Annotated in this window: 10 protein-coding genes; 6 read left to right on the top strand and 4 right to left on the bottom strand. The window is 57.9% G+C overall.

Going from position 1 to position 13,568, the window contains the following annotated elements:
• The first annotated feature begins 610 nt into the window (after positions 1-610).
• Positions 611-3,427, top strand: coding sequence for an Rne/Rng family ribonuclease (locus FIV05_RS19195; protein WP_152510643.1), 2,817 nt, complete (start codon positions 611-613; stop codon positions 3,425-3,427).
• Positions 3,428-3,505: 78 nt separating this feature from the next.
• On the opposite strand, the gene FIV05_RS19190 is transcribed toward FIV05_RS19195, so the two are convergent.
• Positions 3,506-4,675 (bottom strand): pyridoxal phosphate-dependent aminotransferase, encoded by a 1,170-nt coding sequence (locus tag FIV05_RS19190; RefSeq protein ID WP_152510642.1) that lies wholly within the window; start codon positions 4,673-4,675, stop codon positions 3,506-3,508.
• 257 nt (positions 4,676-4,932) lie between these two features.
• Between FIV05_RS19190 and FIV05_RS19185 the strand changes: the two genes are divergently transcribed.
• The 5 genes from FIV05_RS19185 (at position 4,933) to aat (ending at position 10,189) form a co-directional block, all read left to right on the top strand.
• Complete coding sequence (locus tag FIV05_RS19185) at positions 4,933-6,351, top strand: M48 family metalloprotease (protein ID WP_286202206.1); 1,419 nt, start codon at positions 4,933-4,935, stop codon at positions 6,349-6,351.
• Between the two features lie 58 nt (positions 6,352-6,409).
• Positions 6,410-7,213, top strand: a complete 804-nt coding sequence (locus FIV05_RS19180; RefSeq protein ID WP_152510641.1) for a DsbA family protein — start codon at positions 6,410-6,412, stop codon at positions 7,211-7,213.
• A 321-nt stretch (positions 7,214-7,534) separates the two neighbouring features.
• Positions 7,535-8,005 (top strand): acetyl-CoA carboxylase biotin carboxyl carrier protein, encoded by a 471-nt coding sequence (accB, locus tag FIV05_RS19175; RefSeq protein WP_031268390.1) that lies wholly within the window; start codon positions 7,535-7,537, stop codon positions 8,003-8,005.
• Positions 8,006-8,020: 15 nt separating this feature from the next.
• A complete protein-coding gene (gene accC, locus FIV05_RS19170) occupies positions 8,021-9,367 on the top strand; it encodes an acetyl-CoA carboxylase biotin carboxylase subunit (protein ID WP_022998397.1) in 1,347 nt (448 codons plus the stop codon).
• A gap of 141 nt (positions 9,368-9,508) precedes the next feature.
• On the top strand, positions 9,509-10,189 hold the full coding sequence (gene aat / locus FIV05_RS19165; RefSeq protein ID WP_022998396.1) for a leucyl/phenylalanyl-tRNA--protein transferase: 681 nt from the start codon (positions 9,509-9,511) through the stop codon (positions 10,187-10,189).
• Between the two features lie 173 nt (positions 10,190-10,362).
• Here aat and FIV05_RS19160 read toward each other — a convergent pair whose 3' ends face one another.
• The 3 genes from FIV05_RS19160 to FIV05_RS19150 form a co-directional block, all read right to left on the bottom strand.
• A complete protein-coding gene (locus FIV05_RS19160; protein WP_152510640.1) occupies positions 10,363-11,370 on the bottom strand; it encodes a hypothetical protein in 1,008 nt (335 codons plus the stop codon).
• A gap of 322 nt (positions 11,371-11,692) precedes the next feature.
• Positions 11,693-12,079, bottom strand: a complete 387-nt coding sequence (locus FIV05_RS19155) for an NADH:ubiquinone oxidoreductase subunit NDUFA12 (protein WP_152510639.1) — start codon at positions 12,077-12,079, stop codon at positions 11,693-11,695.
• Positions 12,080-12,284: 205 nt separating this feature from the next.
• The gene (locus FIV05_RS19150; protein WP_209009711.1) at positions 12,285-12,995 is read right to left on the bottom strand and encodes a response regulator; all 711 of its coding nucleotides are present in this window, start codon (positions 12,993-12,995) and stop codon (positions 12,285-12,287) included.
• Positions 12,996-13,568 lie beyond the last annotated feature (573 nt).

Below are 13,568 nucleotides of genomic sequence, written 5' to 3'. Positions count from 1 at the left end.
CCATCCGCCACGCAAGGAAAATGCCATATCCAATTCACATTGCTTGCAATGCGCTGCGACGGAACGTAAAAGTACCTTACGGATTTCGGTTTGAAACCGATACCTTTCCAGATAGCTGACATGGGTGTCTATCCACAACGCTATCGCATTCCCAGGCCTTCTAACGACAGAACAGAGGCCGTTCTGCCGCTTAAAGACAAGCCCTGGAAGACAGTGGATCTGGTATCGGCACCTCTTTGAGACCGCCCCGCCTCGCGACGTGTTGCCCTTACAAAACGGCAGTTTCCCCGGCGAGGCTTTCGGCGGCCGTTAGGAGCGGACCCATTCCGGAACCGGATGCAGGCCCATTGGCGAAGCCAGGCTGCATACCGGCAGAAGGTACAACGACTTAACTAAAGGGCCTGCGTTGCCTGAAGGACCCGCGCGATGCACATGGTGATCAACATACAGCAAGGTACCGCTTCAGCGGCTGCCTGCGTTGATCATACGACCGCGCCGGGCGCAGACGCTCTTTCTCATCTTAGCAAAACAAATACGGCAGACATCCTCCTGCTGCGCGATGCGCGTTTCGCACATGCGCCCATGAGTGCTGCCGTGGAGAAGTTCAATAATGGCAAACAAAATGCTGATCGACGCGGGCCACCCGGAAGAGACCCGGGTCGTCGTCGTGCGTGGCAATCGGGTTGAAGAATTCGACTTTGAAGCAGCTAATCGGAAGCAACTGCGCGGAAACATATATCTTGCAAAGGTAACCCGGGTCGAACCGTCCCTGCAGGCAGCATTCGTCGAATATGGCGGAAATCGCCACGGGTTCCTCGCTTTCAGCGAAATTCACCCTGACTACTATCAGATCCCTGTTGCCGACCGGGAAGCACTTCTGGCTGCGGAAGCAGCCGACAGACAGCGTGATGATTCGGACGGTGAAGAAAAACCAAAGCGCCGCCGCCGCTCCCGTGCAGCACGAAACGAAGCTGCTGAAACCGTTGCCAGCGACAAGGTTGAGGCGGATGCCTCCGAAGACTCAGCAGAAGGCGACGAAGTGGCCGTAAAAGCCACTGAAGAGACTGACGCAGTTTCCGAAGAGACCTCAGCCGACGAAACGGATGGCGAAGCCGTATCCGCGCGCAGCACGGACGAAGACGCGTCCGACGAAAATGACGACGAAGCGTCCTCTTCCGAGGAAGAAGCAGACGAGGAAGAAGAGGCTCCGGTTCGCTCGCGTGGCCGCGGGCGCGGCCGTCGCCGCCAGCGTCAGAACGACGATGACGATGATGCCGACAATGATATCGATGCCGTCGAATCCGTCGGCGCGGAAGATGCGATGGAAGAAGTTCCTGAGCGCATTGTCCCGCTGCGCAAGCAATATAAGATTCAGGAAGTCATCAAGCGCCGCCAGATCATTCTGGTGCAGGTGGTCAAGGAAGAGCGCGGCAACAAGGGCGCCGCATTGACGACCTACCTGTCGCTCGCAGGCCGCTATTCCGTGCTGATGCCGAACACCGCCCGTGGCGGTGGCATTTCGCGCAAAATTACCCAGCCGACTGACCGCAAGCGCCTCAAGAAGATTGCCTCCGAAATGGATGTGCCGGAAGGCATGGGCGTGATCCTGCGCACCGCCGGTGCAAGCCGGACGAAGGCCGAGATCAAGCGCGACTTCGAATACCTGATGCGGCTTTGGGAAAACGTCCGCGAGCTGACTTTGAAATCCAGTGCTCCAAGCCTCGTCTACGAGGAAGGCAGTCTGGTCAAGCGATCGATCCGCGACCTCTACAACAAGGACATCAACGAGGTCCTGGTTGCGGGCGAAGAAGGCTACCGCGAGGCCAAGGACTTCATGCGCATGCTCATGCCGAGCCATGCGAAGAACGTCCAGCCCTACCGCGACCCCTCGCCGCTGTTTATCCGCTACGGTGTCGAACCGCAGCTCGATGCAATGTTCTCGCCGCAGGTAACGCTGAAGTCCGGTGGTTACATTGTCATCAACCAGACCGAAGCTCTGGTCTCGATCGACGTGAACTCCGGCAAGTCAACCCGCGAACACAATATCGAGGACACCGCGCTCCAGACCAACCTGGAAGCGGCGGAAGAAGTGACCAGACAGCTGCGCCTGCGCGATCTTGCCGGCCTGATCGTCATCGACTTCATCGACATGGAAGAGTCGAAGAACAATCGGTCGGTCGAACGCAAGCTGAAGGATTGTCTGAAGAACGACCGCGCCCGCATTCAGGTTGGCCGGATCTCGCACTTCGGCCTGCTGGAAATGTCGCGTCAGCGCATCCGCACCGGCGTTCTGGAAAGCTCGACCACGCCGTGCCCGCATTGCCAGGGCACCGGCATGATCCGGTCTGTGGAATCCGTTGCCCTTCACGTGCTGCGGTCGGTTGAGGACAACCTTCTGAAAGGCGCGTCCCACAACCTGATCATTCGCACCACTACGCAGGTAGCGCTCTATATCCTCAACCAGAAACGTTCGAACCTGGTCGATCTGGAAACCCGCTTCGCCATCGATGTCGAAGTGCATGCGGACGACATGGTCAACGGCCAGCTCTACGTTCTGGAGCGCGGTGCACCGGTCGATCGCGACCGTGTGCCGATGCCCGTTCCTGCGATTGTCCAGCCGGATACGATCGAGATCATCGACGAAGACACCGAACAGCCGGACATCGAGGAATTCGCTCAGGAAGACGACAATGACGGTCGCCGCCGGCGCCGCCGGCGCAAGCGCCGGAGGGGTGGTTCCGACAACCAGCAGGACGATGGCGAATCGCGCCAGGTCAACGCCGAAGCAGACGATGCCGATGGCGATGACGAGCAGCCGCAGGAAGCCCGTTCCGGTGGTGATGAGGACGGTGACGATGAACCGCGTCGCAAGCGCCGCCGTGGTCGCCGTGGTGGTCGCCGCGGCCGTCGCAACGGTGACGACATGCAGGCAGAAGGTGGCGCTGAAAACGACGGCGAGACCAATGACGAAACTCGCAAAGCCGCTTCCTCTGAAGAAAAGCAGGACGATCAGTCCGGTTCCGAAGCCGTAGCCGCCGCCGAAAGCGGTCAGGAAACAGAAGCTGCGGGAGCCGAATCACAGGATGATGCCCAAGCCGATGAGGCAAAGGCCGTCGATGGCGACACAGTTTCGGACGCTAACGGCGAAAGCCCTGCGGAAGAAACTGCGCAGCAGGACGGTGCCGCTGCTCCTCTAGAGGCCGATGCGGCAGATGAGACCCCGGTGATGGCTGAAGCTGACACGATCGTGGTCGAAACGCCGACTTCCGAGCAGCCGATTGCCAGCGAAGCCGATGCCGAAGAAGAAGCACCTGCGCGCAAGGCACCGGCCGAGCCTGTCGTAACCAGCGAAACATCTGGAGACGACGACAAGGAAGACAAGCCGAAACGCGGCGGCTGGTGGCAACGTGGCCGGTCGTTCTTCTGAACCGGTAACATCAACCAGCTTTGAAATGGAAAAGGCGGCCGGTGTGCCGCCTTTTTTGTTGTCCGATGCGAACGATGCTCAGACTGCTTTGAGAAAACCCCTGAGCTTCTCAAGCGCCAACTTCATATCGTCATGCGCACCTGCAAAGGAAAAGCGCAAGAACTCATGACCGTGCGCGGGATCGAAATCGACACCGGGCGTTGCCGCGACACCCGCCTCGTGCAGCATACGCCTGGCGAAATCGAGACTGTCCGAGCTGAACCGGCTTATGTCTGCATAGATGTAAAAGGCCCCGTCTACCGGCAACAGCTTGTCGAGACCGATTTTCGGCAACCCGTCGAGAAGCAAGGCGCGGTTGGCAGCATACCCTGCCTTGACCGCTTCCAGTTCCTGAACCGAATTGAGTGCTGCTCCCGCAGCGATCTGGGACAGCTCCGGTGGAGAAATATAGAGGCTCTGGGCAATCCGCTCTGTTGGGCGCACCAGTTGTTCCGGCAACACCAGCCAGCCAATGCGCCAGCCGGTCATGCAATAGTATTTCGAGAAACTGTTGACGATAATGACGTTCTGCGATGTTTCCAGCGCGGTCTTCTCTTCACCGTCGTAGCAAAGCCCATGGTAGATCTCATCCGAGATGAACCATATACCCGCCTCGTCACAATAGCGGATCAGGTCTTCCAGCGCATCGGCGGTCATCATCGTACCGGTCGGATTGGCCGGACTGGCAACCAGGACGCCTTTCACAGGACCTTCTTTTTGAGCCTCTTCCAGATGCGCCGGCGTCAGGCTCCACCGGGTTTCCTCCCCGACTTCGATCTCGACCGCAACAAGACCAAGGGCTTTGAGGATGTTGCGATAGGCCGGATAACCTGGAGCCGTCAGGACAATTCGGTCCCCGGGATCAAACGCGGCAAGGAAGGCGAGATTGAAACCGGCGGATGAGCCCGTGGTAGCCATGATCCGCTCGACAGGCACGTCGACGCCATAGGCCTTGCGATAATGCGCGGCCAATGCCTCGCGCAACGGGCGGATGCCAAGCGCTTCGGTGTAGCCGAGACGACCGTGATCCAGAGCTTTTCTCGCCATATCCAACGCAGCTCTGGGCGCCGGGGCCGATGGCTGCCCGACTTCCATATGAATGATCTTGCGCCCCTGCGCTTCCAGACGTGCCGCTTCGGCAAGAACATCCATTGCGATGAAGGGGGCAACGTCACTGCGGCGAGACGGCTGAAAAAGAGGCTGGTTCATGTGTCCTGAAAATCCGGCTGAGAAACTGGCTTCACCCTATCGCGGATTTTTCCATCCGATGCAACGCGTGCGGCCAGTTGCAACTTTTGGGCTGTTCCGGCACGACAACGGCCCAGCACCTTACCTTTTTGTCATGCCGGCTTCCTTGACCCGCATCGCACACCTCCATACCTTCGCCACACATCCATGTCCCAGGATAACATCTGAGCAAAGATGAGCCTGGAAAGCGTTCCGGTCCGGATTGGAGTTTTGCACCTGTGCCTGGTTCCGCCATTTTGAAAATCGATTTTCCTCGCAGCCTGGCGCGTAAAGCGGTCGCACTTGCCTGTGCAAGCGCCCTCGCCCTGCCTCTTGTTTCGGTACCAGCGATGGCACAGGGGCGCAGCCTGCCTCTCGTGCGCGATGCAGAAACGGAACATCTTCTGAAGGACTATGCGACGCCGATCTTCAAGGCGGCCGGCATTTCCAATTCAGAACCGGAAATCATTCTGGTCAACGACAAGAGCTTCAACGCTTTTGTTCCCGACAGCCGCAGGATGTTCATCAACATCGGTGTCATCATGGAATCGGAAACGCCCGGTGAAGTGATTGGCGTGATTGCCCATGAATCGGGCCACATCGCCGGTCGTCATCTCGTGCGCCTGCGTGCCGCTGCCGCCAATGCCCAGATCATCTCTGTCATCGGCATGATTCTCGGTGCGGGTGCTGCGGCAGCCGGGGCAGCCTCCGGATCCGGTGAGGTTGCTTCGGGCGGTGGTGCTGTGATCATGGGCTCGGGGTCCGTCGGCCAGCGGTCGTTCCTGTCCTATCAACGCGGCGAAGAAGCCGCAGCCGACCGGGCCGCACTCAAATACCTGAATGCCACCGGACAAAGCCCACGCGGCCTGCTGAAGACCTTCGAGCGCATGTCGGAACAGCAGATGTTCACGCGCAAGTTCGCCGACCCTTATGCCCAGAGCCACCCGATGGCACAGGACCGCTACAACAGTCTGGCGACCGACGCGCAGAAATCGAAATACTTCAACCAGCCGGAAGACTATGTGCTGCAATACCGGCACGACATGGTACGGGCCAAGCTGTTCGCCTTCACCAGCCATCCGTCCGCCACCCTGCGAGCCTATCCGCGTAGCGACAAAAGCCCCCAGGCCCAATACGCACGCGCCATTGCCGCAATGAAGAGCCGAGGGAAAGGCGCGGTCAAGGAGATAGACGCCCTGATCCGCACGCAGCCGAACAACCCCTACTATTACGAGCTCAAGGGGCAGGCCTTGATCGAAGGTGGCGATCCCAAAGGCGCGATCGCGCCCTTCCGTAAGGCTCTGTCGTTCAAACCAACCGAACCGCAGTTCCTCACCTGGCTCGGGTATGCATTGGTCGCTTCGAACGACAAATCCAATCTGCCGGAGGCAGAACGCATCTTGAAAGAGGCGATCCAGCGGGACCAGAACTCGGGCGTTGCCTACAGCCAGCTGGCCATTGCCCACGGCCGCCAGGGTGAGCGTGCGGAAGCTGATTTGGCAACTGCGAAAGGCCTGATGGTGAGTGGCGACTTCCAGGCTGCAAAACGCTACGCGGCGCGTGCTCAAAAAAGTTTGAAGAGAGGAACGCCGGCATGGCTTCAAGCGGACGACATTGTAGCGTACAACCCACCTAATCTGCCTAACAACGGCCGCTGATATCTCAGACACGTATGGGTCCCGTTTGAACGAATGACGGTTACCTGAGGAGCCTTGAATGACCGACACTTCCCCGAAGATCCAGATCCTGAAGACCGGGTCGCTCTGCCCGCCGATGCTGCTGCGCGTCCTGTCGGCTTGCGCGCTTGCATTTACCCTGCTGGCTGGCCCGGTTGCCGCTCAGGATCTGAACCGCGGTGAGATTGAAAAAATCGTGCGGGAATACCTGCTTGAGCATCCTGAAGTGATTGCCGAAGCGCTGACCGAACTCGATCGCCGTGAAAAGGAAGCTGCAGAAGTTGCGCGCGTAGAAGCCCTCAACGAAAGCGCCGACGTTCTTTTCAATTCGTCACGGCAGGTGGTGCTGGGCAATCCGGAAGGGTCTGTTACCCTGGTCGAGTTCTTCGATTACAACTGCGGCTACTGCAAGCGCGCGCACGGCGACATGGTCAAGCTGATCGATGAAAACCCCGACCTTAAAGTCGTCCTGAAGGAATTCCCGGTTCTCGGTCAGGGCTCTGTCGAAGCGGCCCAGGTGGCTGTCGCGGTCAACGCTGTGGCGCCAGAGAAATACGGCGAATTCCATGAAAAGCTGCTGCTGAGCCGCGGACAGGCGAACCGGGCCAGCGCCCTCGCCGCAGCGACGTCCGTCGGCATTTCGGAAGACGATCTCCTGGCGTCCATGAAAACGGACGAAGCCGGCCAGACGATTGAAGAAGTCTACTCCCTGGCCAACCGTCTCGGCTTGACCGGCACTCCGTCCTATGTCGTCGGCAACGACGTGGTCATGGGCGCGGTCGGTTATGAAGAACTGAGCCAGAAGCTCGACGCGCTGCAGAATTGCGGCGAGACCACTTGCTGAACCGGTGAGCCGAAACAGTGTTTCGGCGTTCACTTGCCTGTTGGAAACCCCCATTCCTCATGTCAGTGAGAAATCGGGGGTTTTCCTGTTCCAATTGAATCCCTATAAGAAGCGTGGCTCGCCTCCAGGAAGAGACGGGCCGAAGATCTTTGTCCGCCCAACAACGGCGGAGCAAGAGCGTGGTTGCGGCCCCGGCCTTACGGACCCTGATCGAGTTGCAGGGCTGGATATTTCGGGTCTGACCCCATCCCGGTATGGAGCGGTCGCCCGGCGAGCCGGCCAGCTGCGCGTCTTGCGGACCGAGTATGAGAGCCAAACATGATGCGTAATGATAACAAGAAATTCGACACGGCCCTGATCCGGGACCTCGCCGTTCTCCTGGATGAGACAAATCTCTCGGAAATCGAACTGGAACAGGGTGACACGCGCATTCGCGTGGCCCGTCAGATGACGATCAGCGCACCGGTGAACGTTGCAGCACCTATGGCCGCACCGACAGCACCGGCCGCAGCGGCTTCCCCGGCAGCAGCAGCGCCTGCCGCCGAACCGGCCCACGCCGGCACAACCGTAACCTCGCCAATGGTCGGCACGGCCTATCTCGCCGCCGAACCGGGCGCGCCTGCCTTCATTCAGGTTGGCGACAAGGTGGTGGAAGGTCAGACGATCCTGATCATCGAAGCCATGAAAACCATGAACCACATTCCTGCCACCAAGGCGGGCACCGTCAAGCAGATCCTTGTGGACGACGCTCAGCCGGTGGAATTCGGCGAACCGCTTATTATCGTCGAATAAGGAGCCGTTGTGGCCATGTTCTCCAAGATTCTCATTGCCAACCGCGGCGAGATCGCCCTGCGCATCCTGCGCGCCTGTAAAGAGCTCGGCATCTCCACCGTTGCGGTTCACTCCACCGCTGATGCGGATGCGATGCATGTGCGCCTGGCAGACGAAAGCGTCTGCATTGGTCCGCCTGCCGCACGTGACAGCTACCTGAACATCCCGCAGCTTCTTGCGGCTTGTGAAATCACCGGAGCGGATGCCGTCCATCCGGGTTACGGCTTCCTGTCGGAAAACGCCCGTTTCGCGGAAATCCTTGAAGCCCACGGCATCGAATTCATCGGACCGACCGCTGAACACATTCGCATCATGGGTGACAAGATCCAGGCCAAGCAGACGGCCAAGGACCTCGGCATCCCGGTTGTTCCTGGTTCCGATGGTGCGGTGACGGCTGGTGACGACGCCCACGCGATCGCCCGCGAGATCGGCTACCCGGTTCTGGTAAAGGCAGCAGCAGGTGGCGGTGGCCGCGGCATGAAGGTTGCCCGCACCGAAGCCGAACTCGATACTGCCCTGTCCACGGCACGTTCCGAAGCAAAGGCTGCCTTCGGCGACGACGCGCTCTATATGGAAAAATATCTCGGCAAGCCTCGGCATATCGAGATCCAGGTTCTGGGCGATGGCAAGGGCAATGCGGTTCACCTCGGTGAACGCGACTGCTCGCTGCAGCGCCGCCACCAGAAGGTGCTCGAAGAAGCTCCCTCCCCGAGCCTCAATGCCAGCCAGCGCAAGGAAATCGGCGAGATTGTCGCTGCTGCCATGCGCAAGCTGAAATATCGCGGCGTCGGCACGGTTGAATTCCTCTATGAGAACGGCGAGTTCTATTTCATTGAAATGAACACCCGTCTGCAGGTGGAACACCCTGTTACGGAGATGATCACCGGTATCGACCTCGTCAACGAGCAGATCCGCATCGCCGCTGGCGGTTCACTTGACATGACCCAGGACGACATCACGTTCGAAGGCCACGCCATCGAATGCCGCATCAATGCGGAAGATCCGGTCAACTTCACGCCGTCACCGGGCACAATCACCTATTACCACCCGCCGGGCGGTCTGGGTGTTCGCGTCGACAGCGGTGTCTATCAGGGCTACAAGATCCCGCCCTACTATGACAGTCTGATCGGCAAGCTGATCGTTCATGGCCGTAACCGCGTGGAATGCATGATGCGTCTGCGTCGTTGCCTGGACGAATTTGTGGTTGACGAAATCAAGTCGACTATTCCGCTTTTCCGCGATCTGGTGGAAAATCAGGACATAGCGAACGGTCAGTACGACATCCACTGGCTGGAACAATATCTGGCGAAGAAGTCCAGCTGACCGGATCCTGGGACGAGTGCCGGGAGCATCGCGTGTTCCAAGGAATGCGCATGAGGTGCTCCGGCACTCCGGCCGATCAGATTTTGGGTGCTCAAGTCGACACCTGCTGATCTGCTCATCCCGCCTGGTGAGTGAGGCCTCATGGCTGGTTACAAAGACGACATCATCATGGAAATCACACCGCAGGTGCTGTTGAAAGCCTATGCCTGCGGCCTGTTTCCGATGGCAGAATCTGCCGACGATCCTGGCCTCTTCTGGCTGGAGCCAGAGCGTCGCGGCATCCTTCCCCTCAACAACTTTCACCTGCCTCGCCGCCTGCGCCGGACGATTCGCAACGACGTGTTCGAGGTGCGGGTCAGCACGGATTTTCAGGGTGTTATCGATGGCTGTGCCGAGCCCATGCCCGGACGTCAGAAGACCTGGATCAACCGGGAGATCAGGCGCCTCTACGGCGAGCTTTTCGACATGGGCTATTGCCACACCATTGAAGCCTGGCAGGACGGCGAACTTGTCGGCGGGCTTTACGGTGTCAGCCTGAACGGCGCCTTTTTCGGCGAGAGCATGTTCACCTTCCGCACCGACGCTTCCAAGGTGTGCCTAGCACATCTGGTTGCCCGGCTGATCGTCGGCGGCTATTCCCTGCTCGATACTCAGTTCGTAACCGAGCACCTCAGCAAATTCGGCACCGAGGAAGTTCCTCAAGCTGCCTATAACGAACTGCTCAGCGAAGCTCTGAAGCTGGAAACCGATTTCTACGCCCTGTCACCTCAAGCCAGTGGTGAGGAGGTTTTGGCAGTGCTCGATAGTTGGTACGAGCGTTAGGTCTTCTTGCTTGCGAGCCTAATTCGTCACCGCCAAAGCAGGACCAGCCAGCCAGCAACAGACCGGAATGGCTCCGGCAATGCCGTGGCTTTCAGACGTGTCGTCGCCAGCCAGTCTCTCTCTGTCAATGGGCGAAAGAACCCTCTCCGGCGTCATAAATCAGCGAAACGTGCTCAGTTCTTTCCGCCTTTGCCGGTGCCGACCATATCGCGAATTTTCGACCAGGACGGCGAAAGGAAAGCGCTCATTCTGTGCGTAAAATCTTGCGATTCAAACGTCCTCATGGCGTTCCGGAAAGCCAGTTCGGCTGCCGGTTCCTCCAGGGCGATATAAAACAATTCCGTCGGTGACTGATTTTTTGCCCAGAAATCCCGGGCTATCTTGAGCCAGAATTCATATTCGTAAGATGGCGTGCCGCTACCCATGAAAACATCGGTGGATTTGGCATTGTCACGCTTCTTCACGCCGCCCGAATAGGCCCGGTCGAACGCTCCAAGGTCCTTCAGTCTCTGCCACAGGTGGTGACGGTATTTCCCGTCGGACTTTCGAGCCGCGCCGCTGGCATTGTGTCGGTCATCTTCCCCCATCGCGCGCGCAACCTGCTCCAATTTGTGATCGCTGGTGAGGTTAGTCAGCCAAATCGCCCACAAACCGGCTTCGATGTTTTCCTCCAGTTTGTCGTGCTTGAACCACTTGTAGCCTCGCGGCACATGCGCGAATGGAGACCGCTCCAGCGACCGCCGGAGCTGCTCGATATTGACCGCCCCACCAGATCGCGCGGCTTCCTGCATTTTCAGTATCTTCTGAGTGGAGCTGATGTAGACCAGATTGTAGTGAAACTTGATGTACTGAAGATATTTTTGCGGATCGGTATCAAACTGCGGTGGTGACGGAAGCGGTTCTTTTTCGCCCTTGACGGCATCTATGATGTAGAAAGTCGCTATTCCTGCTGCCACCGGATTGGTGATCACGGCAGCCAGGGGACCTTTCATGGTGGCCTTCAACGCCGTCCAGGCCCAGCCTGGCTCTGTATCGTAGCCTTTCGGCAAAAGCTTTCGAACAGCCTCATCGGCGTTTACATAACTGCTGCCTGTCTTGATCAGAATATTTTCCCAGGCCGGTTTGCAGACATTGTTAAGACGGTTGCTCAACTCCTGGAGCTTCATCCATTCCTGGTCCATTTGTCCGCTCCTTGAATAATACTAATACAAATCCTCTTTTATATCATTTTACCCTGCGTAATGTGCCTCAAATCACAAATAAATAATATGGAAAGCAAATTATATCGAAATATATACTAACAATTGCAGAAAAGTATTATGTATACCGACCATGAAAAACGAACCATCAACGCTGATAGTCTGAATTTGCCTCAGCTGACAACATTCAAGCCAGCCGCATCTGTTATACCGTTCGGCTTTCGAACCTTTGACCGTCCTTGAACAAAAAAAGCCCCGCAATTGCGGGGCTTATCTCATTCCTGATTTTCGCAATGCGCGGTGATCAGCTGCCCGGGGTCCAGGCTTCGTAATCGCCGGTCACGTCAGGACGCTTTTCCGGGGTCAGGATGGAACCGTGCGGCCGGTAAGCGGCCGGTGTGCCCGTCGGATTGGCCTTGTGACCCAGCTGCCAATGTTTGGCGTGATAGGTTTCTTCGGACGGCGGCGTGTCAACACGGTGATGCATCCAGCCGTGCCAGCCCGCAGGAATGGCAGAGGCTTCGGCAAGGCCGTTGTAGATCACCCAGCGCTTCTTGCCTGCGCGTTCCTTGTAGTACTTGTTACCGAACTCGTCCTCACCGACAAACTCACCCTTGCGCCACGTGAAGAAGCGGGTGCCCATTGTCTGGCTGTTCCACCAGGTGAACAATTCTAGCAGCAGAGTTTTCATGGCCCTTTGAAGGTCCCTTGATTGCAAGTCGGAAACATCCGTTGCCCCGCCAACATGACAGGACGGAATTTCGCGGACTATGGCGACAACGGCCGCGTCTGTCCAGACTTGGCAGCCAGAAAAGAACGGGATTTTGCGCCTGCGGGCCGATTGCCGCAGTCACGCCCGGTGCACACCGCTCCCAGGTGGTCACGAACAGACTGCTTCAGTGAAGTTTCAAACCCTTGAAGGGCGCAAAGCCGGCATTGCGAATATGTTTGGCGGCGGCGGAATGCTGCTTGGGAGGCGCTTCCTTCTTCACACCGGCGAAGACCTTTTCCGGCTCTTCTTCCTTGGTTTCGAACGCCGCCTCAACGGCTCCTTCCACTTCCGCACGCTTTTGCGTGGCAACGCGGTGGTGCAGCCGGGCCCCGGCAAGCGACTGCATCTTTTCCGCTTGTTCATCCATGGCCTTTTGAATGCCATAGATATTGTAGAAGCCGGAGTTCTCCAGGATCATCGGCCGGTCGTCGGCAAGAAGCCACTTGAGGCGCTTGAAAAGCGTCGACGGCGAAACCGGCTTGACCAGCACATGGTGCGCACCTGCCCGCAAGGCCTTGTCGACCAGCGGCCGCGTGCCATGTGCCGTAATGAAGAGAATCGGCACATAACAAAGCGGCTCCATGTGCCGATGCCGCACCAGACGCAGGAATTGATAGCCCGATGTCGGCGCCATGCGCCAGTCGGTGAGAATCACGTTGGGTGGTTCTGCGAGACTTGCCTCGAGCGCTTCGTCGACCGAATCGAACACCCGCACGCGCGCAACCTTGAAGCTGAGCAATATCGAACGGAGAATCGTCTGCATCGGTTTGCTGTCCTCGACGACGACAGCATCGATGTCCTCCATCGCTAGTCCGAATGCGGCGTGATGTTTCATGAAATGCGGACCTTTTTCCCCTATCCCGCCACCATGAAACCAGACCCGGCTTAAACCCGGTTGAAATCGATCATCGCCATTTTCTTCAAATTTTCATAAAATGCGGTCTATCGTCATCCACAGGGTCTTGTGCCTTCCTGGCGGGCACTCCTTCGCCGGGAAAGCAAGCGCTAAATCCCTTGCTAAAACGCTGTCCCCGCTCCGTTCCCCATTATCCACACGACCACACAAGATTTTGCGTTTGCCCACAATCCAGGCACTAGCTGTTGTCACTCGGTCCTTGACCTTAAGAATTCGTTTACATTAGTTTCTCATCATTGCGATGTGCGTAGTCGGGTGCCTATCCGGGCGCTCCGGTCATCCAGAACCATCAGTATCCAAGAGTACCGCTCCAGGTCTTTGACCCCAAAGCCGGGAGACGGGTTTTGTTGTGCCGACTTCAAGGCGCATGTCGTGACAAACCTGTTGATGACCACTATATATAGTGGATAGAAACACAAGATACGCTACATACAGGCTCGAAGCCTGTAACTTGCAGGGCGGCATTCGAGAACAGAGACAGGCGGCCACGCC

It is taken from the genome of Labrenzia sp. THAF191a, from assembly GCF_009363335.1.
Classification (GTDB): Bacteria; Pseudomonadota; Alphaproteobacteria; order Rhizobiales; family Stappiaceae; genus Roseibium; species Roseibium algicola.
This window is presented reverse-complemented; position numbering and strand designations above follow the sequence as displayed.